At 49.0% G+C, this 22,873-nt stretch carries 22 protein-coding genes and 1 pseudogene; 22 read left to right on the top strand and 1 reads right to left on the bottom strand.

Translation table 11 applies throughout. The annotated features are described in order from the left end of the window. Positions 1-383 precede the first annotated feature (383 nt). From rimP to AC0TWI_RS02190, 22 genes and pseudogenes are all read left to right on the top strand, one after another. Positions 384-851, top strand: a complete 468-nt coding sequence (gene rimP / locus AC0TWI_RS02295) for a ribosome maturation factor RimP (RefSeq protein ID WP_488124717.1) — start codon at positions 384-386, stop codon at positions 849-851. Between the two features lie 49 nt (positions 852-900). Next, the gene (gene nusA / locus AC0TWI_RS02290; protein ID WP_488124716.1) at positions 901-2,046 is read left to right on the top strand and encodes a transcription termination factor NusA; all 1,146 of its coding nucleotides are present in this window, start codon (positions 901-903) and stop codon (positions 2,044-2,046) included. Positions 2,047-2,058: 12 nt separating this feature from the next. Next, a complete protein-coding gene (gene rnpM, locus AC0TWI_RS02285; protein ID WP_488124715.1) occupies positions 2,059-2,334 on the top strand; it encodes an RNase P modulator RnpM in 276 nt (91 codons plus the stop codon). A 4-nt stretch (positions 2,335-2,338) separates the two neighbouring features. After that, positions 2,339-2,644, top strand: a complete 306-nt coding sequence (locus AC0TWI_RS02280; RefSeq protein ID WP_488124714.1) for a YlxQ family RNA-binding protein — start codon at positions 2,339-2,341, stop codon at positions 2,642-2,644. Positions 2,645-2,659: 15 nt separating this feature from the next. Further along, on the top strand, positions 2,660-5,098 hold the full coding sequence (gene infB / locus AC0TWI_RS02275; protein WP_488124713.1) for a translation initiation factor IF-2: 2,439 nt from the start codon (positions 2,660-2,662) through the stop codon (positions 5,096-5,098). After that, the gene (locus tag AC0TWI_RS02270) at positions 5,095-5,373 is read left to right on the top strand and encodes a DUF503 domain-containing protein (RefSeq protein ID WP_488124712.1); all 279 of its coding nucleotides are present in this window, start codon (positions 5,095-5,097) and stop codon (positions 5,371-5,373) included. Before infB ends, AC0TWI_RS02270 begins: the two co-directional genes overlap by 4 nt. A 16-nt stretch (positions 5,374-5,389) precedes the next feature. Next, positions 5,390-5,734 (top strand): 30S ribosome-binding factor RbfA, encoded by a 345-nt coding sequence (gene rbfA / locus AC0TWI_RS02265; RefSeq protein WP_488124711.1) that lies wholly within the window; start codon positions 5,390-5,392, stop codon positions 5,732-5,734. Between the two features lie 109 nt (positions 5,735-5,843). Further along, the gene (truB, locus tag AC0TWI_RS02260) at positions 5,844-6,749 is read left to right on the top strand and encodes a tRNA pseudouridine(55) synthase TruB (protein ID WP_488124783.1); all 906 of its coding nucleotides are present in this window, start codon (positions 5,844-5,846) and stop codon (positions 6,747-6,749) included. A 27-nt stretch (positions 6,750-6,776) separates the two neighbouring features. Continuing rightward, positions 6,777-7,749, top strand: a pseudogene (gene ribF / locus AC0TWI_RS02255) (bifunctional riboflavin kinase/FAD synthetase); the annotation flags it as partial. Between the two features lie 99 nt (positions 7,750-7,848). After that, the gene (gene rpsO / locus AC0TWI_RS02250; RefSeq protein WP_488124710.1) at positions 7,849-8,118 is read left to right on the top strand and encodes a 30S ribosomal protein S15; all 270 of its coding nucleotides are present in this window, start codon (positions 7,849-7,851) and stop codon (positions 8,116-8,118) included. Between the two features lie 318 nt (positions 8,119-8,436). Continuing rightward, a complete protein-coding gene (gene pnp / locus AC0TWI_RS02245) occupies positions 8,437-10,569 on the top strand; it encodes a polyribonucleotide nucleotidyltransferase (protein ID WP_488124709.1) in 2,133 nt (710 codons plus the stop codon). A 434-nt stretch (positions 10,570-11,003) separates the two neighbouring features. Next, positions 11,004-11,960 (top strand): polysaccharide deacetylase family protein, encoded by a 957-nt coding sequence (locus AC0TWI_RS02240; protein WP_488124708.1) that lies wholly within the window; start codon positions 11,004-11,006, stop codon positions 11,958-11,960. 48 nt (positions 11,961-12,008) lie between these two features. Next, complete coding sequence (locus AC0TWI_RS02235; RefSeq protein WP_488124707.1) at positions 12,009-13,247, top strand: M16 family metallopeptidase; 1,239 nt, start codon at positions 12,009-12,011, stop codon at positions 13,245-13,247. Between the two features lie 91 nt (positions 13,248-13,338). After that, positions 13,339-13,581 (top strand): YlmC/YmxH family sporulation protein, encoded by a 243-nt coding sequence (locus tag AC0TWI_RS02230; RefSeq protein WP_488124706.1) that lies wholly within the window; start codon positions 13,339-13,341, stop codon positions 13,579-13,581. Positions 13,582-13,776: 195 nt separating this feature from the next. Next, positions 13,777-14,679 carry a dipicolinic acid synthetase subunit A gene (gene dpaA / locus AC0TWI_RS02225; protein WP_488124705.1) on the top strand — a complete coding sequence of 301 codons (903 nt, stop codon included), beginning with the start codon at positions 13,777-13,779 and terminating at the stop codon, positions 14,677-14,679. Next, a complete protein-coding gene (gene dpaB, locus AC0TWI_RS02220) occupies positions 14,676-15,272 on the top strand; it encodes a dipicolinate synthase subunit B (protein WP_488124704.1) in 597 nt (198 codons plus the stop codon). The genes dpaA and dpaB overlap by 4 nt, the downstream gene beginning before the upstream one ends. A gap of 159 nt (positions 15,273-15,431) precedes the next feature. Next, positions 15,432-16,496 carry an aspartate-semialdehyde dehydrogenase gene (gene asd, locus AC0TWI_RS02215; RefSeq protein ID WP_488124703.1) on the top strand — a complete coding sequence of 355 codons (1,065 nt, stop codon included), beginning with the start codon at positions 15,432-15,434 and terminating at the stop codon, positions 16,494-16,496. A 20-nt stretch (positions 16,497-16,516) separates the two neighbouring features. Beyond that, complete coding sequence (gene dapG / locus AC0TWI_RS02210; protein WP_488124702.1) at positions 16,517-17,746, top strand: aspartate kinase; 1,230 nt, start codon at positions 16,517-16,519, stop codon at positions 17,744-17,746. Between the two features lie 29 nt (positions 17,747-17,775). Continuing rightward, positions 17,776-18,666 carry a 4-hydroxy-tetrahydrodipicolinate synthase gene (gene dapA, locus AC0TWI_RS02205; protein WP_488124701.1) on the top strand — a complete coding sequence of 297 codons (891 nt, stop codon included), beginning with the start codon at positions 17,776-17,778 and terminating at the stop codon, positions 18,664-18,666. Between the two features lie 177 nt (positions 18,667-18,843). Continuing rightward, positions 18,844-20,514: a ribonuclease J gene (locus AC0TWI_RS02200; protein WP_488124700.1), complete on the top strand. Its 1,671-nt coding sequence runs from the start codon at positions 18,844-18,846 to the stop codon at positions 20,512-20,514. 132 nt (positions 20,515-20,646) lie between these two features. Then, positions 20,647-21,402 (top strand): ClpP family protease, encoded by a 756-nt coding sequence (locus AC0TWI_RS02195; RefSeq protein WP_488124699.1) that lies wholly within the window; start codon positions 20,647-20,649, stop codon positions 21,400-21,402. Further along, positions 21,399-21,605 (top strand): YlzJ-like family protein, encoded by a 207-nt coding sequence (locus tag AC0TWI_RS02190; RefSeq protein WP_488124698.1) that lies wholly within the window; start codon positions 21,399-21,401, stop codon positions 21,603-21,605. Before AC0TWI_RS02195 ends, AC0TWI_RS02190 begins: the two co-directional genes overlap by 4 nt. Positions 21,606-21,950: 345 nt before the next feature. Here AC0TWI_RS02190 and AC0TWI_RS02185 read toward each other — a convergent pair whose 3' ends face one another. Continuing rightward, positions 21,951-22,424, bottom strand: a complete 474-nt coding sequence (locus AC0TWI_RS02185; RefSeq protein ID WP_488124697.1) for a DinB family protein — start codon at positions 22,422-22,424, stop codon at positions 21,951-21,953. Positions 22,425-22,873: the final 449 nt, after the last annotated feature.

The raw sequence follows: 22,873 nt of genomic DNA, 5'->3' as shown, positions 1-22,873 counted from the left end.
TTTCTTTTGTTTCACCGTTATTCTAATGGTTAGCTCCGGGCGGCTAGGGGCTCGGGGTCGCCCCTGGGCAAGCCGCCTCCGCTTTTCATTGTCCATCTCGGGACGGCAGGGGCTAGCGGACTTCGGGAATCCGCCTACGATAAGTTAACATCGGCTCCCTTGTCGCCGTGTTTCCTTTATCTCGTTGGATTCCCTCCAGCGCCTGTCGCCCCTGGGCAAGCCGCCTCCGCTTTTCTTGTTTGCATTCAATTTCTGGGTATGGTATATTTTTAGTGGAAATACTACGAATAACTCTCTGTAAACAAGAGTGGGCGCCCCCCACTCTTTCGTATTGTCGGGGATAATAATGGGTGTGGAAGAATCATTTATCCTGGAGGTTTTGTATGAGCAAGGTAATAGATACCGTAGCAGAATTGGCTTCTCCGATTTTGGAAGAGATGGAGCTTGAACTGGTGGATATTGAGTATGTAAAAGAGGGCAAGAACTGGTTTCTTCGCCTTTTCATTGACAAGGATGCCGGTGTCGATATTGACGAGTGCGGCATTGTCAGCGAAAAGCTCAGTGAGAAGCTGGATGAGCTGGATCCGATTCCGCAGAATTATTTTCTGGAAGTTTCCTCGCCCGGTGCAGAGCGCCCTTTGAAGAAGGAAGCGGATGTCCTGAAGGCGGTCGGCAAACATGTTCATGTAAAGCTTTACGAGCCAATTGACGGAGAAAAGACATTCGAAGGGAAGCTCGTTTCTTTTGAGGACGGCAACCTAACGTTGGAAATGAAAGTGAAGACGAGAGTGAAGACCGTGACATTGCCATATGACAAAGTCGCCAAAGCGCGGCTGGCTGTCGTTTTCTAAAAATCTCATAGCGTAAAGCTGAATTGTAAAAAAAGGGGATGACATTATCATGAGCTCAGAATTATTGGATGCTCTGATTATTTTGGAAAAAGAGAAAGGCATTTCTCGTGACGTATTAATCGAAGCCATCGAGGCTGCTCTCGTCTCAGCGTACAAACGAAATTTCAACCAGGCGCAAAACGTCCGTGTTGATTTGAATCTGGAAGCCGGCACGATGCGGGTATTTGCCCGGAAAGAGATCGTTGATGAAGTTTTTGATTCGCGATTGGAAATCTCGCTTGATGAAGCAAAGAAAATCAGTGCTGCCTATGAATCAGGCGACATTGTCGAGCTGGAAGTTACACCTAAGGACTTCGGCCGGATTGCTGCTCAGACAGCGAAACAAGTAGTCACCCAGCGTGTCCGTGAAGCAGAGAGAGGCATTATTTATTCGGAGTTTGTCGACCGTGAAGATGACATCATGACAGGAATCGTGCAGCGCCAGGATCCTCGTTTCATCTATGTAAGCCTTGGCAAAATCGAAGCACTTTTGCCGCAGAGCGAGCAGATGCCGAACGAAACCTACAAACCGCATGACCGGATCAAAGTGTATATCACCAAAGTCGAGAAGACAACAAAGGGTCCACAAATCTATGTATCCCGCACACATCCAGGCCTTCTGAAAAGATTGTTTGAGATCGAAGTGCCGGAAATCTTTGACGGCACGGTTGAGATCAAGTCTGTTGCGCGCGAAGCGGGTGACCGTTCTAAGATCTCTGTCTATACGGACAATGAAGAGGTCGATCCGGTCGGTTCATGTGTCGGTCCAAAGGGAACTAGAGTTCAGGCGATCGTCAATGAGCTTAAAGGCGAGAAAATTGATATCGTCGAATGGTCTGCCGATCCTGTTGATTTCGTAGCAAACGCACTTAGCCCGTCGAAGGTAGTGGATGTGGCGGTAAACGAAGATGATAAGGCCACAACTGTAGTCGTACCGGATTACCAGCTATCCCTGGCAATCGGAAAACGCGGACAGAATGCACGCTTGGCAGCTAAGTTGACAGGCTGGAAAATTGATATCAAGAGTGAAACGGATGCACGGGAAGCCGGCATTTATCCGCGCGAGGACTCTCTTTTTGAAGAGGACGATTATGAAGCGTATGATGAAGATGACTCTTTTGATACTTTCGATGGAATTGAGGAAGATGTCGAATAGGGGTGAAGAGAAATGGCAGTCCGCCGAAAAATACCGATGAGAAAATGTTTGGCAACAGGGGAAATGAAGCCAAAGAAAGAAATGGTTCGCATCGTCCGTTCGAAAGAAGGGGAAGTATCGGTTGACCTGACTGGAAAGAAAGCGGGCAGGGGTGCATACGTTTCAAAAGATCGCGAAGCCATATTACAGGCAAAGAAGAAAAATGTTTTTGCCAGCCAGCTTCAGGCAGAAGTTCCGGAATCGGTGTATGATGAGCTTCTGGATCTGGCCGGCGAGGAGAAACAATAATCCGATGAATCAGGAAAAATGGATGTCACTGCTTGGATTGGCAAATCGGGCAAGAAAAGTCATTTCGGGAGAAGACTTGGTCGTCAAGGAAATCCGGCAAGGGAAAGCAAAGCTCGTTCTGCTTTCCAAAGATGCCTCCTCCAACACTTCCAAAAAGATACAGGATAAATGCAGTTACTACCGAGTTCCAATCCGCCTTGTAGAAAACCGGGAAATGCTCGGTTCCGCAATCGGGAAAGAAGCGAGAGTAACCGTTGCTGTCTTGGAAGCAGGCTTTGCCGAAAAACTATCATTCCTGCTCGATGAATAAAACGGGGGTGAACATATGAGTAAAGTACGTGTTTATGAATATGCGAAGAAACAGAACACGACAAGCAAAGATGTTATATCAAAGCTGCAAGGCATGAATATAGAGGTAACCAACCATATGTCAATGCTAGATGGGGATACGGTCGGTAAACTGGACAAAGTGTTTACGGGAGTGCAGCCTGGAAATGGAGCAAGAAAGCCGCAGAATGCCGGCCAAAAACCGCAAAACTCCAGCCAGAAGCCTAGACAACAGAGTGAAAACAAGCCGCAAGGAAGCGGCAACAGACCGCAGAACAACCGCGGCGGCCAAGCAAGAAGCGGACAGCCATCCGGCCAGAGCAATCGACCTGCCGATGCAGGTGCTCAGCAAGGGCAGCGGACGGGCAACTCGTCACAGCAGCGGCCAGCGGCTCAAAGCCAAAACCAGCGTCCGGCTGGAAATCAAAGAAATCAAGAGATGGGGCAAAGAAAACCGAATATGAGTGAACAGCAAAGTCAAAATCGCAACCAGTCGCAACCAAGAGGAAGTAGCCAAGGCGGAGGAAACCAAAAAGGTGGAAACCAAAAAGGCGGAAACCAAAAGGGTGGAAACCAGAGAGGCGGATTCAATAACCGCAATCGCAAAAACAACAATGCACCAAAAGGCCGTCAGCGTCAAAAGCCGCAACAGCATCAGCCTGCACCGCAAAAGCAAAAAGAGCTTCCTGAAAAAATTACATTCAGCGATTCGCTGAGCGTAGCGGAACTTGCGAAAAAACTCCATAGAGAGCCATCCGAGATCATCAAGAAGCTCTTTATGCTTGGGGTTGCTGCTACGATCAACCAGGAGTTGGACAAAGATGCCATCGAGCTGATCTGTACAGATTACGGTGTAGAAGTGGAAGAAGAAATCAAGATCGATGCAACAGACCTCGAAGTTTACTTCACTGAGGATGACGAAGACAAGCAAATCGAACGGCCGGCAGTTGTCACCATTATGGGACACGTTGACCACGGGAAAACAACTTTGCTTGACTCTTTGCGCAATACAAAAGTGACAGCGGGCGAAGCTGGTGGTATCACCCAGCATATCGGCGCCTACCAGATCACGGCTAATGGCAAAGATATTACCTTCCTGGACACTCCGGGACACGCAGCATTCACAACAATGCGCGCACGCGGGGCGAAGATTACTGATATTACAATTCTCGTTGTCGCAGCGGATGATGGCGTTATGCCGCAAACAGTCGAGGCGATCAATCATGCGAAAGCAGCCGAAGTGCCGATCATTGTTGCTGTTAATAAAATTGACAAGCCGACTGCCAATCCCGACCGTGTTATGCAGGAACTGACCGAGCATGGCCTTGTACCGGAAGACTGGGGCGGCGATACAATTTTCGTTCCGATTTCAGCACTTAAAGGCGAAGGAATCGACAGCTTGCTGGAAATGATTCTCCTTGTCAGTGAAGTGGAAGAGTTCAAGGCTAATCCGAATCGCCAAGCAATCGGAACAGTCATTGAAGCACAGCTTGACAAAGGCCGTGGACCAGTCGCAACACTGCTTGTCCAGAACGGTACGCTCCGTGTCGGAGATCCGATCGTTGCCGGCGGCACATTTGGCCGTGTCCGTGCGATGGTTAACGACATAGGAAGACGGGTAAAAGAAGCAGGACCATCGACTCCTGTTGAGATCACAGGCTTGAACGATGTACCGCAAGCCGGTGACCGCTTCGTTGTCTTCGAAGACGAGAAAACTGCCCGCCAGGTCGGCGAATCGAGAGCACAAGATGCGCTTCAGGCTTCAAGAAATGAAAGCTCCCGCGTTTCCCTCGACACGCTGTTTGAACAGATGAAACAAGGCGAGATGAAAGACCTTAATGTCATCATCAAAGCCGACGTACAAGGCTCTGCAGAAGCACTTGCCGCTGCTTTGCGCGACATCGATGTAGAAGGCGTCAATGTAAAAATCATCCATACGGCTGTCGGAGCGATTAACGAATCCGACATTACGCTGGCGGCTGCATCGAATGCGATCGTCATCGGTTTCAACGTCCGTCCGGATGTAAATGCGAAGCGTGCCGCAGATTCCGAGAAGGTAGAAGTCCGTCTTCACCGCATCATCTACAAAGCGATCGAGGAAATCGAATCCGCTATGAAAGGGATGCTTGATCCGGAATTCGAAGAGAAAATCATCGGCCAGGCAGAAGTGCGCCAGACGTTCAAAGTATCGAAAATCGGCACAATCGCCGGTTCCTATGTCACGGATGGTAAAATCACCCGCGACAGCGGCGTGCGCCTGATCCGAGACGGCATTGTCATTTACGAGGGTACCATTGATGACCTTAAGCGCTTCAAGGACGATGTAAAAGAAGTGAGCCAAGGGTATGAATGTGGGATCACTATCAAAAACTACAATGATGTCAAAGAAGGCGACATCGTCGAAGCGTATGTGATGGAGGAAATCAAGCGGGTGTGATTGGCTACTGCGAATGCGAATTTAAAATTTTCGGTACGTTGTCCTTGAAGGAAAAACGAGCAGTAATGCAGAGAACACTTACAAGAGTAAAACAGAAATACAATGTTTCTGCCGCTGAAATCGGCCATCAGGATCTGTGGCAGCTGACGAGGATTGCGCTCGTTACCGTCACATCTTCTAAACAGGCCTCAGAGCGGGAACTGAATCAAGCCATCGGTTTTCTTGATTCTTTTCCAGAATGGGAAAGGATCAAGACCGAATTTGAATGGCTGTAATGTGAGGTGTCTTTAGATGAGCGTTCGGGCAAACCGGGTTGGAGAACAGATGAAAAAGGAACTCGGTGAAATTATCGGCAGAAAGCTGAAAGATCCGAGAATCGGTTTTGTCACCGTTACAGATGTCCAGGTAACGGGCGACTTGCAACAGGCAACCGTCTATATCTCTGTCCTCGGTGATGAGGAGCAGCGGGAAAATACGCTGAAAGGTCTTGCGAAGGCGAAGGGCTTTATCCGATCAGAAATCGGCCAGCGGATTCGCCTTCGCAAAACGCCGGAAATTCTGTTCGAATTCGATGAATCGATCGACTATGGGAACCGGATCGAAAGCTTGCTGAAAGAAATTAAGGAAGATGAATAAAGCAAAGCTTTCCCACTCGGTGGAGGAAGCTTTGCGGATCCGGCTCAACGGAAAAATGGATAGACAAATTGTCTATCCATTTTTTGAGCGTAAAAAAGGGGGAATCGGAATGGAAGGGATATTGCCATTATGGAAGCCTGCAGGGATGACGTCCCATGACTGTGTGTTTAAAGTCCGAAAAATTCTACGGATGAAACGTGTCGGGCATACAGGGACGCTTGACCCGGATGTAGACGGCGTGCTGCCGATCTGTATCGGAACCGCAACAAAGGTTGCTGAATATATGACGGAGTCAGGCAAGGAATATATCGGGGAAGCGACACTAGGCTTCTCAACAACGACAGAGGACGCCTCAGGTGATGTGGTCGATTCTCAAGCGGTTGACCGTGAGATTACCGAGGGGGAGATCCTCAGCGTACTTGAATCATTGACGGGAGAGATCACCCAGACGCCGCCGATGTTCTCGGCAGTAAAAGTAAAGGGTAAGCGCTTGTATGAATATGCACGCGCCGGCATCGAAGTGGAGCGGCCGTCAAGGACCGTTGAGATCCATGAGCTCGAGCTGCTGGAAAAACCGGAAAGAAGCGGTGATACCGTCTCCTTCCGTTTTCGGGTCAAATGTTCCAAAGGGACGTATGTCCGCACCCTCGCAGTAATGATCGGCGAAAAGCTTGGCTATCCTGCGCATATGTCTTCACTGACAAGAACCGAGTCCGCTTCCTTTACTGCGGCAGAATGTGTGACATTTGAACAGTTAGAAAGTAAAATTAAAGAGAATGACTGGGAAGGGCTGCTGTATCCGCTGGAAAAAGGAATTGCCGGCCTTGCCAAGTTCAACCTTGATGAGGAAATGGCTGAAAAGGTTAAGAATGGTGCTGTGCTGCCGCTGCCTGCCGGCTGGCCGGAAGGAAAAACGGCCATGATGTTTGGAAACAAGGCAATGGCAATTTATCAGCTTCATCCCGAAAAGCCGAACTTAATTAAGCCTGTCAAGGTGCTGAGAAACGATCAATGATTGAAATAGGAAGCTAGGTGAAAGAAGATGAAAGTGATCACGATCCATCATCCTCAGCCGATGGAGCCGGGGGAATTCCCGCCGCTGTCCATGGCGCTCGGATTTTTTGACGGTGTACATAAGGGGCATCAGAAAGTGATTCAAGAAGCGATCAGTCTTTCGAAGCAGCATGACTGCAAAAGCGCCGTCATGACGTTTGATCCGCATCCGTCGATCGTGCTGAGCAAAGAGAAAAAGCAAGTGGCATATATCACCCCCCTTGCGGACAAGATTGAACTGATCCGCGGGATGGGCGTTGATTACCTCTTTATCGTCCGCTTCACATCTGCATTTGCGAGCCTTGATCCCCAAACCTTCATCGATTCGTATGTGGCTGGGCTAAATGCAAAGTTTGTGGTTGCCGGGTTCGACTATACATACGGCAAATTCGGCAAAGGAACGATGGAGACGATGCCAGAGCATGCGAAGGGGCGTTTTTCCGTCAAGGTTGTCGAAAAAGAGGATCATAACGAGGAAAAGGTAAGCTCAACGAGGATCCGAAAGCTGGTTGCAGAAGGAAAAGTTGACGAAGCCGACCAGCTTCTCGGTCGCTTTTACAGCACGAAAGGCACGGTCATCCACGGAGAAAAACGTGGAAGAACAATCGGTTTCCCGACTGCTAACATAGGGATGGAGGACGGTTATATCATCCCGGGCAAGGGTGTATATGCTGTTAGGATCCATGTCGCCGGGAAAGTTTACGGCGGCGTTTGCAACGTTGGATATAAGCCGACATTTAAAGATCCAGGGCAATCTGAACTTTCTGTAGAAGTGCACATTATCCACTTTGACGAATCCATTTATGGAGAGGAAGTCCGGGTTGAATGGTGTTCACGAATCCGGGATGAGAAGAAATTCAACGGCATCGACGAACTGATCAGCCAGATTGGAAAGGATAAGCAATGGGCGGAGGACTACTTTAAAACGTTCCGCGATAACGCTTGATTTTTCTTCCTGGAAGATGTATTCTAATACAGTATCAAGAACCTTTGCTTGGCAACGCGAATCACCGACGGTTGCTCGGTAACAGGGGATTGGAAAAATTAGGAGGTGGAGCAGGATGGCGATTTCTCAAGAACGCAAGAACGAAATCATCAACCAGTACAAAATTCATGAAAGTGACACGGGGTCTCCAGAAGTGCAGATCGCAGTATTGACAGAAGAGATTAACAATCTTAATGATCATTTGCGCGCACACAAAAAAGACCATCATTCCCGCCGCGGATTGTTGAAAATGGTCGGACGCCGCCGTAACTTATTGACTTACCTGCGCAACAAAGATGTACAGCGCTATCGTGAATTGATCAACAGACTTGGTTTGCGCCGCTAAGGAGCAGCCGATGAGAGAAGCGGGAGTAATCCCGCTTTTTTATTAGTGAAAAATGTTTTACCGCAACTTGGAAGCCAATCGGTGATTTTTCGGTTTGCCAGGCTGTAAATGCCCTGCTGTGGCTATACTTAGGACTGTCATGATTTTTTTCATGGCAGAACTGAACATTGGACATGCGGATGAGCATGCCGCTCATCCGCATGTCTAATGTTCAGTGGACAGCAGGCGGCATACCAGCAAATGGCACCGGAAAAATGAGCTGAAATGCGAACACTATATAACGATCGTTGCATCGTTTGGAGAAAGCGAGGAATCTCAATGGAATTGCAAGAGAAGAAAACGTATACCATTGATTGGGCAGGCCGTGAATTGACAGTTGAAATCGGCCAGCTGGCAAAACAGGCAAATGGAGCCGCACTGATCAGGTATGGCGATACAGCGGTGCTAAGCACTGTGACCGCTTCAAAAACAGCGAAATCAGTCGACTTTTTCCCGTTGACAGTTAACTATGAAGAACGTCTTTATGCGGTAGGGAAAATTCCCGGAGGCTTCATTAAACGTGAAGGCCGGCCAAGCGAAAAGGCGATTTTGGCGAGCCGTCTGATCGACCGTCCGATCCGCCCATTGTTTGCCGACGGTTTCCGGAATGAGGTTCAGGTAGTCAGCGTCGTCATGAGCGTGGACCAGGACTGCACACCGGAAATGGCAGCAATGTTCGGTTCATCACTCGCTCTGACTGTATCGGACATTCCGTTTGAAGGCCCGATTGCAGGAGTCATCGTCGGCCGTGTGGATGGAGATTTTGTTATTAATCCGACTGTTGAGCAGATGGAAAAAAGTGACATCAACTTGACTGTCGCTGGTACAAAAGAAGCAATAAACATGGTTGAAGCGGGAGCTCAGGAAGTTTCCGAAGAGACAATGTTGGAAGCGATCATGTTCGGTCATGAAGAAATCAAGCGCCTGATCGCATTCCAAGAAAAAATTGCTGCTGAAGTCGGCAAGCAAAAAAAGGAGATTAAACTTTACGAACTTAATGCTGAGCTTGAAACTGAAGTTCGCAATCTTTGTGAAGAAAAGCTTGTTTCTGCTATCCAGGTGGAAGAAAAGCATGCCCGCGAGGAAGCGATCCAGTCTGTTAAGGACGAAGTAATCGCACACTTCACGGAGAATGAAGCGGATGAAGACCAAATGAAGCAAGTTAAGCAGATTCTTGACAAGCTTGTGAAGGAAGAAGTCCGCCGCCTCATCACCGTTGACAAAGTGCGTCCTGACGGAAGAAAAGTGGACGAGATCCGTCCGCTTGCGACAGAGACTCATCTATTGCCAAGAACCCACGGTTCTGCCCTATTCACAAGGGGACAGACTCAAGCGCTCAGTATTTGTACACTTGGCGCACTCGGCGATGTACAAATACTTGATGGACTTGGCATTGAAGAGACGAAGCGTTTCATGCATCATTATAACTTCCCTCATTTCAGCGTCGGGGAGACAGGTCCAATCCGTGGGCCGGGCCGCCGCGAAATCGGGCATGGTGCTTTGGGCGAGCGTGCGTTAGAGCCGGTTATTCCAAGCGAAGAGGAATTCCCGTACACAATCCGTCTTGTTGCTGAAGTGCTCGAGTCAAACGGTTCCTCCTCACAGGCGAGCATCTGCGCGAGCTCAATGGCCATGATGGATGCAGGTGTGCCGATCAAAGCTCCGGTTGCCGGAATTGCAATGGGACTAGTGAAGTCAGGCGAGCATTATACAATCCTGACCGACATCCAAGGGATGGAAGACCATCTCGGCGATATGGACTTTAAAGTTGCTGGTACGGAAAAAGGCATCACAGCCCTTCAGATGGACATCAAGATTGAGGGTCTTTCCCGTCAGATTCTTGAAGAAGCGTTGCAGCAGGCTAAACAGGGCCGTGCGCATATCCTTGAAGCGATGAATTCCGCTATTACCGAACCGAGAAAAGAACTTTCTCCATACGCACCGAAGATTTTGACGATGAGTATCAATCCGGATAAAATCCGTGATGTTATCGGGCCAAGCGGCAAGCAGATCAACAAGATCATTGAAGAGACAGGCGTCAAGATCGACATCGAACAGGACGGAAAAATCTTCATTGCTTCCTCTGATGAAGCGATGAACCAGAAAGCGAAAAAGATCATCGAAGATCTCGTCCGTGAAGTAGAAGTCGGCGCACTGTATATGGGTAAGGTGAAACGGATTGAAAAATTCGGCGCTTTCCTTGAAATCTTCCCTGGTAAAGATGGACTTGTCCATATTTCCCAGCTTGCTGAAGAGCGGGTCAATAAAGTGGAAGATGTCCTCGCAATCGGCGATGAAATGCTTGTAAAAGTGACAGAAATTGATAACCAGGGCAGAGTGAACCTCTCCCGAAAAGCCGTGCTGAAAGAACAAAAAGCACAGGAGCAAGCCGAGAGCGGCAAAAGCGAATAAGCAGAGAGAAGCCAGGCAACGCGCCTGGCTTCTCTTTTTGGCCGCTGGCGTCAAGCCTATGGCCAAAATCTGTTTCCGTCTTAGCGGGGCCGAGCAAGGCGCCTCCGCATTTCTGTGTCCAGCTGCGGGCGCCAGCGACTAGCAGATTTCGGGATTCTTCCTACGATAAGTCAACATCGGCTCCTGCGTCGCCGTGTTTCCTTTATCTCGTCAGAATCCCTCCAATCTGTACGTCGCTAGACGGCGCCCTCCGCATTTCTGTGTCCAGCTGCGGGCGGCAGGGGCTCGAGGTCATAAGTCAAATACGGACAAAGGCCAAAAGCGCCTTTTTCCGTATTCGCCTTATGCTTGTCGCCCCTAGGCAGCCGCCCTCCGCTTTTCTAAAGTTCTACCCATCTCTCTCTGCCATAGACTAGAGACAAGGAGGGATGAGTATGTTTAGTGCGAAAAACTTGATTGGTCTAATGCTGATTGTTATTCTATCAGTATCTGCTGTAGTAAATCCGTTTACAACCCAATATATTCATGAATTGAAAGGACATGCCTTACAGGTTTCCACAAAGCGGGATTCGCTGTACGGGGAAATTGAACGCAGGGCGCCGGAATTCGAAGCGCCGCCGCAAGATGCCAAAATTGATCGTGTCTGGAAAGCGATGCCGGGATACAATGGATTGAAAGTCGATGTAAAGGCATCCTACGATAAAATGAAGAAGGACAAGCGCTTTGATGAGCGGAAGCTCGTCTTTATTCAAGTGCCTCCGAAAGTGCATTTGGACGACTTGGAGCCTATGCCGATTTTCAGGGGGCATCCGGATAAGCCAATGGTCAGTTTTCTCATTAATGTCGCTTGGGGAAATGAATATATCCCGGGAATGCTTCAGACATTGGAGAAGCATCAGATCCACGCGACCTTTTTCCTGGAAGGGCGCTGGGTGAAGGAAAATCCGGCATTGGCAAAATCGATTGCCGACGCTGGCCATGAAATCGGCAACCACTCCTACACTCACCCGCTGATGGAAAAACTCAGCGCCCAAAAGAGCCGTGAAGAGATCGTGAAGACAAATGAGGTCATTGAAGCGATAACAGGAAAGAAAGTAGAATGGTTCGGGCCTCCGGCTGGAAGCTATCGCCAGGAAACGGTGGAGATTGCAAGCTCTGTCGGCTTGAAAACGGTCATGTGGACTGTCGACACCATAGACTGGAAAAAGCCGTCCCCAGCCGAATTGCTTAACCGAGTGCTTTCTAAAGTCCATCCCGGTGCGATGATTCTCATGCACCCGACAGACCCGACAGCAAAATCACTGGAAACCTTAATAATAGAGCTAAAGAAGAAAGAGTTAAAGATAGGCACGGTTTCAAAGCTGATGGAAGAGGAAAGAATGGTAAAATAATGCTTTAAATCCGTGATGCTGTTTGCACCGAGAATAGGAGGAATTGCTGTGATCAAAAAATATACTTGTCAAAATGGAGTCAGAATCGTCCTCGAAAACATTCCGACTGTTCGTTCCGTAGCAATGGGGGTTTGGATCGGAACTGGATCCAGAGATGAAAATGAAAAAAACAACGGGATATCGCACTTTTTGGAGCATATGTTCTTTAAAGGAACGGAAACGAGATCAGCACGGGATATCGCTGAAGCATTTGATTCCATCGGCGGCCAGGTTAACGCATTTACATCAAAGGAGTACACTTGCTACTATGCGAAAGTCCTCGACACGCATTCCAAGTTTGCGCTTGAAATATTGGCGGACATGTTCTTTAACTCAAAATTCGATTCTGATGAAATGAACAAGGAGCGGAATGTCGTTCTTGAAGAGATCAAGATGTATGAAGATACACCGGATGATATCGTCCATGATCTATTAGCGAAAGCCGCTTATGAGAACCATCCGCTCGGCTATCCGATCCTTGGCACGGAAGAGACGCTCTCAAGCTTTACGAGCGAGATGCTGAAGCAGTACGTCCATGATATGTATACACCGGAAAACATCGTCATTTCGATTGCAGGGAACATCGAAGAAAGCTTCATTCAGACGGTCGAAGACATGTTTGGCCATTTCGAACGCGGGGTGCGCCCGCAATCGGAAGGGAAGCCGGTTTTCCATCCGAACCAAATCTCGAAGCAAAAGGACACCGAACAGGCTCACCTTTGCATCGGCTTTGAAGGGCTGCCCATCTACGATGACGGTATTTATGACCTGATCGTCATGAACAATATTTTCGGCGGCAGCATGTCCTCGCGCCTTTTCCAAGACGTGCGTGAAGATAAGGGACTCGCTTATTCGGTCTTCTCCTATCACTCATCCTTCAAGGATAGCGGACTTGTCACCATTTATGGAGGCACAGGCGCGAGCCAGATGGAAGAACTGTTTGCAACTGTCCAGCAGACTCTTGCAGTTCTGAAAAGGGACGGCATTACAGCGAAGGAATTGACGAACAGCCAGGAACAGCTCAAAGGCAGCTTGATGCTTGGTCTTGAGAGCACAAGGAGCCGGATGAGCCGGAATGGCAAGAATGAACTGCTGCTCGAAAAACATCGGTCTCTTGATGAGATCATTCAGGATATCGACCGTGTGACGGTCGACACCGTCATCAGCATGGCGAATAAAATTTTCTCCGATGATTTTACGATTTCTTTGATCAGCCCTGAAACGAAGATGCCGGCGGGCGTAGCGTAAATCATTTGGATCCTGACCCCTTTTTATAAAAAAGGGGTTTTTTTATTCGTTCTGCCCATATATTGATACAAGCAGGGAAAGGAGGGACGGAATGAGGCTGAGTGAACTGGGAGGGAAAGAGATTGTTGATTTCAGGAAAGCGGAACGTCTTGGAGTATTGGGACAGACGGATCTCGACATCGATCCGCGTACGGGGCAGATCAATCATCTGATCATCCCGGCGGGTAAATGGAGCATGAGAAAGGGCGGGCAAGAAATCGAGGTGCCTTGGCGATTTATCCGGACAATCGGCAAGGATATGATCATCCTGGAAGTGCCGGAGCCTGCAAGGTGATCGTGCGACATGGTGTCAATGGATGAATCGATGCCTACCTAAGTAAATAAGGAAATATTTTGAACAGCAAGGGCGCCCTTGCTGTTTTTTTATTGATTCCATTGCAGGCAAATGCACGGCTTCATGACGGATTACATACTGTATGGAAGCAAGGTTTTGCAAGGATAGCAAAAGCAAAGAAGGTGAAGCAGCTTGATGTTAACAGGGATGCAGGTGGCTGTTATCGGTGGAGATGCGAGGCAGCTTGAGATCATCAAGAGCCTGACCGAGCTGGATGCAAAGCTGTATTTAATTGGCTTTGAGCAGGTTGGCATTCCTTTCGCTGGCGCCATCAAAGAAAAGATCGGCGAATTGGACTTTTCACAAATGGATGCGTTGATCCTGCCGGTTCCCGGCACGGATCTAGACGGAGTGGTTGAAACAATTTTTTCGAATGAAAAGGTCGTGCTCACGAAAGAAATGTTTGGTAAAACACCATCCCATTGCAAAATTTATTCTGGTATCAGCAATGCGTATCTCGATGAGATTGCCAAAAAAGCGAACCGGAAGTTGGTGAAGCTGTTTGAGCGTGATGACGTCGCTATTTATAATTCAATTCCAACGGTTGAAGGCACGATCATGATGGTCATTCAGAATACGGATATTACAATCCACCAATCTTCCGTCGCCGTTCTCGGGCTTGGGAGGGTCGGAATGACGGTGGCGAGAACATTTGCGCTGCTTGGGGCAAAGGTGAAAGTCGGAGCAAGAAAGAGCGAGCATCTCGCCAGGATTACGGAAATGGGACTGACCCCATTCCATCTGAATGATCTTCGCGAGGAAGTGCAGGACATTGATGTCTGCATCAACACCATTCCCCATTTGATAGTGAACGCCGGCGTGATTGCAAAGATGCCGCCGCGCTCTCTAATCATCGATCTTGCCTCAAAGCCAGGAGGGACAGATTTCCGCTATGCTGAAAAGAGGGGGATCAAGGCACTGCTCGCACCAGGGCTTCCGGGGATCGTCGCACCGAAGACGGCAGGTCAAATATTGGCGAAGGTACTTTCAGGTTTATTGGCCGAAGATCACCAAACACGAGGGGAGTCAAAATCATGAGTTTACAGGGAAAAAGAATCGGGTTCGGACTGACGGGTTCTCACTGCACCTATGAGGCAGTGATGCCAGAGCTGGAGAAGCTCGTAAATGCAGGAGCAGATGTCGTTCCGGTCGTGACGTTCACATTGAAAAATACGGATACGAAATTTGGAGACGGTGAAGACTGGGTCCGGAAGATTGAGGAGCTGACAGGGAAAAAGGCAATCGATTCAATGGTGGCAGCGGAGCCGCTTGGACCGACAGCCCCGCTTGATTGCATGGTGATTGCGCCGATGACAGGCAATTCAATGAGCAAATTTGCCAACGGGTTAACGGATTCACCCGTTCTCATGGCAGCTAAGGCGACACTTCGAAACCGAAAGCCGGTCGTGCTGGGAATATCGACAAACGATGCTCTCGGGCTGAACGGTGTAAATTTGATGAAACTAATGGCGGCAAAGCATGTATACTTTATCCCGTTCGGACAGGACGATCCGGTGAATAAGCCGACTTCCATGGTGGCGAGAATGCCGATGCTTGAGGACACGGTCGAAGCAGCGCTTAGAGGAGAGCAGCTGCAGCCGGTGCTTGTAGAAAAGTTCCGCGACGCCTGATAGCCGCCATTGCCCTGCTTCCTATATTCTCGATAGTATATCCGCGGATTTTTTGCTAAAATGAAAGAATAGATAACGAAACTATGATACTATAATCATTATCGGTTAATTCGAAAAATAGCAATCAACATGTTGATGGAGTGGAAGGGGAAAATAAGGATGGCAGATCAAAAAGGTTATCATGTGGCGGTAATGGGGGCAACAGGTGCGGTCGGTCGGCAGATCATCGCCCAGCTTGAGAAAAGGGAATTTCCAGTTGAGAAGCTGACATTGCTTTCCTCCTCGCGTTCTGCGGGCAAAGAAGTGCTGTTTAGAGGCGAGACAATTATCGTGCAGGAAGCTGTGCCAGAATCGTTTGAAGGGGTCGACATCGCGCTGTTCAGTGCCGGCGGAAGTGTGTCCAAGAAATTCGCACCAGAAGCGGTCAAGCGCGGGGCTGTAGTCGTTGACAACACGAGTGCGTTCCGGATGGATCCGGATGTACCGCTTGTCGTGCCGGAAGTGAATGAGCATGCGTTGAAGGATCATCAAGGGGTGATTGCCAATCCGAATTGCTCGACGATCCAGATGGTCGCTGCCCTTGAGCCGATCAGAAAAGCATTCGGGCTTGAAAAGGTAGTTGTTTCCACCTATCAGGCAGTTTCCGGCGCGGGTGCTGCAGCCATCAATGAATTAAACAGCCAGTCGAAGGCGATTTTGGATGAAGAGGAATATGAGCCGGCGATCCTGCCTGTTGGCGGTGCCGACAAACATTATCAGATTGCATTCAATGCGATTCCTCAGATTGATATGTTCGCCGACAACGGCTATACGCTTGAAGAATTGAAAATGATCAATGAAACGAAAAAGATCATGGAGATGCCGGAGTTGAAGGTGGCGGCCACATGTGTCAGGCTGCCGGTTGAAACAGGGCACTCCGAATCCGTGTACATTGAGCTTGGGAAAAGCGGAGTGTCTGTAGCAGATCTCCACGGTGCGCTTTCCTCTGCACAGGGTGTGACCCTTCAAGATAATCCGGCCGAGCAGCTTTATCCAATGCCTGCAGCGGCTGCCGGCAAGGATGATGTTTTTGTCGGAAGAGTACGGAAAGATCTTGATGAAGACAACGGCTTCCACCTTTGGATTGTATCAGACAACCTGCTGAAAGGGGCAGCCCTCAATACGATTCAGATTGCTGAGAGCCTGGTCAAGCTTGGCCTATTGTCCCACGTACAACATAGTTAACCTACAGAAGAGGTGTAAGCATGAAAATCATCGTGCAGAAATTCGGCGGAACTTCCGTGCAGACGGAGGAAACGAGAAGCCATGCATTAAAACATATCCAGCGGGCGATTGAGGACGGCTATAAAGTTGTTGTAGTCGTCTCCGCGATGGGAAGAAGCGGCGATCCATATGCAACGGATACACTTCTTTCCCTCGTCGGCAGCTCCGACCGCAAGCTATCGAACCGTGAAGTCGATATGCTGTTGTCCTGCGGCGAAACAATTTCAAGTGTCGTATTTTCCGGGATGCTGAATGACAATGGAATTGAAGCCTCGGCAATGACAGGTGCGCAGGCCGGATTTGTCACAAACAACGAGCATACAAATGCGAAGATCCTTGAAATGAAGTGCGGGCGGCTCCTGCGTGAACTGGAAACGAAGGATGCAGTGGTTGTCGCAGGATTCCAAGGAGCCGGCAAAAACGGCGACGTCACGACAATCGGCCGAGGAGGCAGCGATACATCTGCCGCTGCTCTCGGCGCTGCTTTAAAGGCGGAATGGATTGATATATTCACCGATGTAAACGGAATGATGACAGCTGATCCACGGATCGTCGAGAAAGCGAGACCTTTGTCGGTCGTCACGTATACTGAAGTTTGCAATATGGCATACCAAGGGGCAAAGGTGATTCATCCGCGTGCTGTGGAAATTGCCATGCAGGCAAAAATCCCGATCCGGATCCGTTCCACCTATTCGGAACTGCCGGGGACTCTTGTCACGGCTATGAACAGCATGCCCCAGGCTGGTGATGTAAAAGAAAGGCTCGTCACGGGCATAGCATACGTGCCGAACGTCTCTCAGATTACGGTGAATGCAAAAGAAGGGCAGTATAATCTGCAGGCGGAAGTATTCAAGGCAATGGCCCAGGAGGACATCAGCGTCGATTTCATCAACATTTCACCAAGCGGCGTCGTATATACGGTTTCCGATCAGCACATTGCCAAAGCCGTCCGCGTGCTTGAAAGCAGAGGCTATCAGCCGATAGTCGAACGCTCTTGCGCAAAAGTGTCTGTTGTCGGTGCAGGGATTGCCGGCGTGCCGGGAGTGGCGTCAAGAATCGTCACAGCTCTTTCCGGGAAGGAAATCCAAATTTTGCAATCAGCGGACAGCCATACGACCATCTGGGTGCTTGTCCATGGCAAGGATCTAGCTGAAGCAGTGAATATCCTTCATGAGGAATTCCACCTTCATGATGAAATGGTAGAAATTTAAAGGAAAGATTCGGATAGAGGTGTGAAAGAATGGTGCGTTTTGGACGTGTATCAACAGCAATGGTTACGCCATTTGATAACAAAGGAAATATTGATTTCGATAAAACAACGAAGCTTATCAAGCATTTGATCAGCAACGGCACGGACTCGCTCGTAGTGGCAGGTACGACAGGCGAGTCTCCGGTACTTTCTTCCGAGGAGAAGGTCGCCCTGTTCAAGCATACGGTGAGAGCCGCAGAAGGCAAAGTTCCTGTCATTGCGGGAACCGGAGGCAACAACACGTATGCTTCGATCGAGCTGACAAAAAAGGCGGAAGATGCAGGCGCTGATGCGATTATGCTTGTTGCCCCTTATTATAATAAGCCGAATCAGGCGGGCCTCTATAAGCATTTCGAAGCGATCGCAGCGGAAACGAAGCTTCCGGTTATGGTCTATAACATTCCGGGTCGTTCGGCAGTCAATATTGAACCGGAGACGATCATTGAGCTGGCCAAAATCGACAATATTGTTGCGGTAAAAGAGGCAAGCGGAAATCTCGATGCTATGGCGGAAATCATCGAAGGGACAGATGAGGATTTCCTTCTTTATAGCGGTGATGACGGTCTTGCTCTACCAGTGCTTGCGATTGGCGGCGCAGGTGTCGTATCGGTTGCCAGCCATGTAATCGGCAACGAGCTTCAGGAAATGATTCGCCTGTTCCTCGCTGGACAGACAGCTGAAGCAGGTGCTTTGCACAGGCAGCTACTGCCTCTTATGCGCGGACTGTTTAAGGCGCCGAGCCCGGTTCCGGTCAAGACTGCATTGCAGCTGACAGGACTGGATGTCGGTCCAGTTCGCCTGCCGCTCGTACCTTTAACAGAGCAGGAGCGTGGGGATGTTGCTCATTTATTGCAGCAGCTCGATGTTCAAAAGCAGCTTTAATAAACATTTTTGCAAAGAATGAGGAGCCGGGTCTTCCTAGGGAGGCCCGGCTTTCGTGATTTTTCCAAACACCCCTGAAATTTTTGTGAATGGGAAATTGTTGAACAGAGATTTCAACTTCAAGTATAATGGATGTACTGATGCAGATCGGGAATACAACATGGGAGGAAGAAGGCTTTGACCAAAACTATAAATGAAAAAATAAGGATCATCCCGCTCGGAGGCGTGGGGGAGATCGGGAAGAATATGTATGTCATCGAGGTGGACGAGGAGATCTTCGTCATCGATGCAGGGCTGATGTTCCCGGAGAACGAAATGCTCGGCATTGACATCGTTATTCCTGAAACAACATGGCTGGAGGAAAACAAGGATCGGATCAAAGGGATTTTCCTTACACACGGCCATGAAGATGCCATCGGAGCGCTTCCCTACATTATGCGGAAGCTAAAGGCGCCCGTCTATGGCTCGAGGCTGACAGTGGCGCTTGCGAAGGAAAAATTAAAAGAAGCCGGTGAAAAAGCGGGTGCACAGTTCCATACGGTTAAGGCAAACTCGCGCTTGAAGTTTGGCGGAGTGACAGTAACATTTTTCCATACAACGCACAGCATTCCTGATTCACTGGGTGTTGTCATTCACACATCAGAGGGGAAAATCGTCCATACTGGAGATTTCAAGTTCGACCAGGCAGCTACTGGCGCTTACAAAGCGGAAATCGGAAAAATGGCCGCTGTCGGCGATTCGGGTGTACTGTGCCTGCTGTCCGACAGTACGGAAGCAGAGACACCGGGGTTCACCAAATCCGAAACAGCCATCGGCCGCGAATTGAGCAATGTGATCCGCGCGGCGCAAGGACGCGTGATCGTCGCTTGTTTCGCCTCCAATTTCATCCGTGTCCAGCAGGCACTGGATGCTGCATATGAGCATGGTCGAAAAGTCGTCATGGTTGGGAAAAGCATAGAAAAGAGCTTCGAAATTGCAATGAAGCTTGGCTATCTGTCGCTTGCTGATGAAGACCTGATTATCAAGCTGTCCGAAATGCAGAAGTATGACGACAGCCAGCTTGTTGTCATCTCAACCGGAACGATGGGTGAGCCGATTGAAGCACTGCAGAAAATGGCTCGCCAAAACCATAAGCATGTGAACATCAAAGAGGGCGATACGGTACTGATTACAGCTACTCCTTCAGCTGGTCTGGAAACATTCCTTTCCAAGACGATTGATCTACTTTGCCGTGCCGGCGCTGAGGTCAGTTCGCCGGGACGAGGCTTCCACGTTTCGGGCCACGGCAGCCAGGAAGAGCTGAAGTTAATGCTCAACCTAATGAAGCCGAAATATTTTGTACCGATCCAGGGTGAATACCGGATGCTCGTTACGCATGCCAAACTTGCGGAAGAGATCGGCATCCCACATGAGAATATTTTCATCCCAGGCAAGGGCGAGATCCTTGAATACAAAAACGGCAGGATGTCTCCAGGCAACCGGGTTCCTGCAGGAAATGTGCTGATTGATGGAATCGGCGTCGGCGATGTAGGAAATATCGTCCTTCGCGACCGGAAACTTCTGTCACAAGACGGCATTTTTACTGTCGTTGTGACGCTGAACAAGCGGCAGAAAAAGATCGCTGCCGGTCCGGAAATCATTTCACGCGGTTTCGTCTACGTCCGTGAATCGGAGCACTTGATTGAAGAATCTGCGAAGCTTGTCAGGGATATTGTCGAAGATACTTTGGCGAATGACGCGTTTGATTGGTCGAGCATCAAACAGGAGATAAGGGACAAGCTCAATTATTTCCTTTATGACAAGACAAAGCGCCGCCCGATGATTTTACCAATCATCATGGAAATTTAACACAAAGTCTGTGCCCTCGCCGGGTACAGGCTTTTTCTTTTTGAATGTACGTGCGTCTCCCCCCTCCGATGCATGTTTCTTACTGGCTGCGTCATACTAATCGTATCATCGTGATACATGAAGGAGGACCAAATGCCAAACGATTTTTCGTCCAAGGAAGAACGGGAAGAAACAAAACCTGGAGGGGAAACAAGTCCCGCACCAGGGGGAATCATTGAAAAAATCCAGCAGCTCGGCCAAACGAATGTCCCGAACATGGGGCAGGATACGAATATTCATTGTTTGACGATTATCGGGCAGATCGAAGGCCATATGCAGCTGCCACCGCAAAATAAAACAACCAAGTATGAGCATATCATTCCGCAGCTTGTCGCCATTGAGCAGAATCCGAAGATTGAAGGGCTGATTGTCGTCCTTAACACAGTTGGGGGCGACGTGGAGGCAGGGCTTGCGATATCTGAAATGATCTCGACACTGTCAAAGCCGACGGTATCGATCGTCCTTGGCGGCGGCCATTCGATCGGTGTGCCGATCGCTGTCAGCTGTTCCTATTCCTTTATTGCCGAAACGGCGACAATGACGATTCATCCGATCCGGCTGACGGGGCTTGTCATCGGCGTGCCGCAATCGTTTGAATACATGGATAAAATGCAGGAGCGGGTCGTGAAATTCGTTGTCCGGAATTCGAACATCACAGAAGATATGTTCAAAGATCTGATGTTTGCCAAAGGGAATCTGACCCGAGACATCGGTACGAATATCGTCGGGCCGGAAGCGGTAGATTGTGGTTTGATCGATGAAGTCGGCGGCATCGGAGAGGCGCTCAAAAAGCTGAATGAGTTGATTGCGCTGAAGGGACAGCAGCAGGGAAGGGATCTGATCCAATGATCATTCATTCGATCGTGCCGCCGGAATTGATTTTTCCAGTCGGTGAAGATCAGTTTGGCAGCCAGATGCATTACGAATGGAACGGCATTCCGCTTATCGTCGAGCCACTCGGCAGCCAGTGCCGGGTGGTCCGGATAACGAGCAGCCATCCTGGGGACTACCTGATCGCAGATATTCAGCCAGGTTCTTATTTATCGATGTAATAAGCAATAAAAATGGATCCGGAGCAATGGGGCTGTCTGGATCCGTTTTTGTTGTCGGTTATATGGGGTTTGGTTTCTGGATTCTTACTGGGCTCAGCCCAACAAGCTCCAGATTCACCGTGTTCGCCTCGCTAGAGCCACCGATCGTTCGTCGCTAAACTTTTTGGTGATATACCTAGTTGCTCTGCCATTGCTGTATACAGCGCTTTACCAGCATTATGGCGAAGAACAGCGCGCCCTTAGCTGTGAAAATGGAACACGTGTTATGATTCATTTATGGACATCTCTCCATGTCGCTCTTCAACGATATATGTAATGGTTAAGCTAATACTTGAAGAATTTATACTATAATTTAATATCTCTAAAAATCAAATCTGATGAAATTGGTTTCAATCCAATTTCTCTGGCCCAAACGGACAATTGCCCGATATGGTGTATTTCATGAGTAATAATATGATAGAGGACCTTATCGTAAGTCCATTCTCTATGAATTCCGTTTATTGAAGTGTGAATAAACAGTTTTTTCTCTTTGCTATTCTCATACTCTTCAATAAAACTCCCGCTTGCCTTTTTCGTTACACATGAAAACTCCTTAATTTCTTCCAAATCTGTCTCTTTCATATCCCTTTGGATAACGGGGGTTCCTTGCAGCTGATTGATCCATAGTTGTTCGCAATCGATAACATGAAATAAGTTATAAAGTATACTTCCCATACCGCCGGCCCGTTTCTTGTTTAATTCTTCTATAGAGAGACTGTCACACCATTCGATCCATTCGTCCCTAATTTGCCAATTGTAAGTAAACAATTCATATAACATGATAAAACGATCTCCTTACAGTATTTTAAAAAGGACAGGCTATCATGGACGTTCAAAACGCGCCGTTCGCCTTTCCGTGTCCAGCTCCTGGCGCCATCGGCTCGAGGTCGCTTCGGAGAAGATCAGGTGGGTTGAAAAGCACCCACCCGTTCTTCACCTCCAGCGCTTGTCGCCGATTATCGGGCGCCCTCCGCCTTTCCGTGTCCAGCTGCAGGCGATAGGGGCTCGAGGTCATAAGCCCCTAATCAATCGCCTTTCGCTTTTCTATTGTCCAGCTCCGGGCGCCAGCGACTAGCAGATTTCAGGTATCTTCCTACGATAAGTCAACATCGGCTCCTTCGTCGCCGTGTTTCCTTTATCTCGTCAGAACCCCTCCAATCTGTACGTCGCTAACCGGCGCCCTCCGCATTTCGCTGTCCAGCTCCGGGCGCCATCGGCTCGAGGTCGCT

The organism is Lederbergia sp. B243.17 (assembly GCF_057657925.1).
This window is presented reverse-complemented; position numbering and strand designations above follow the sequence as displayed.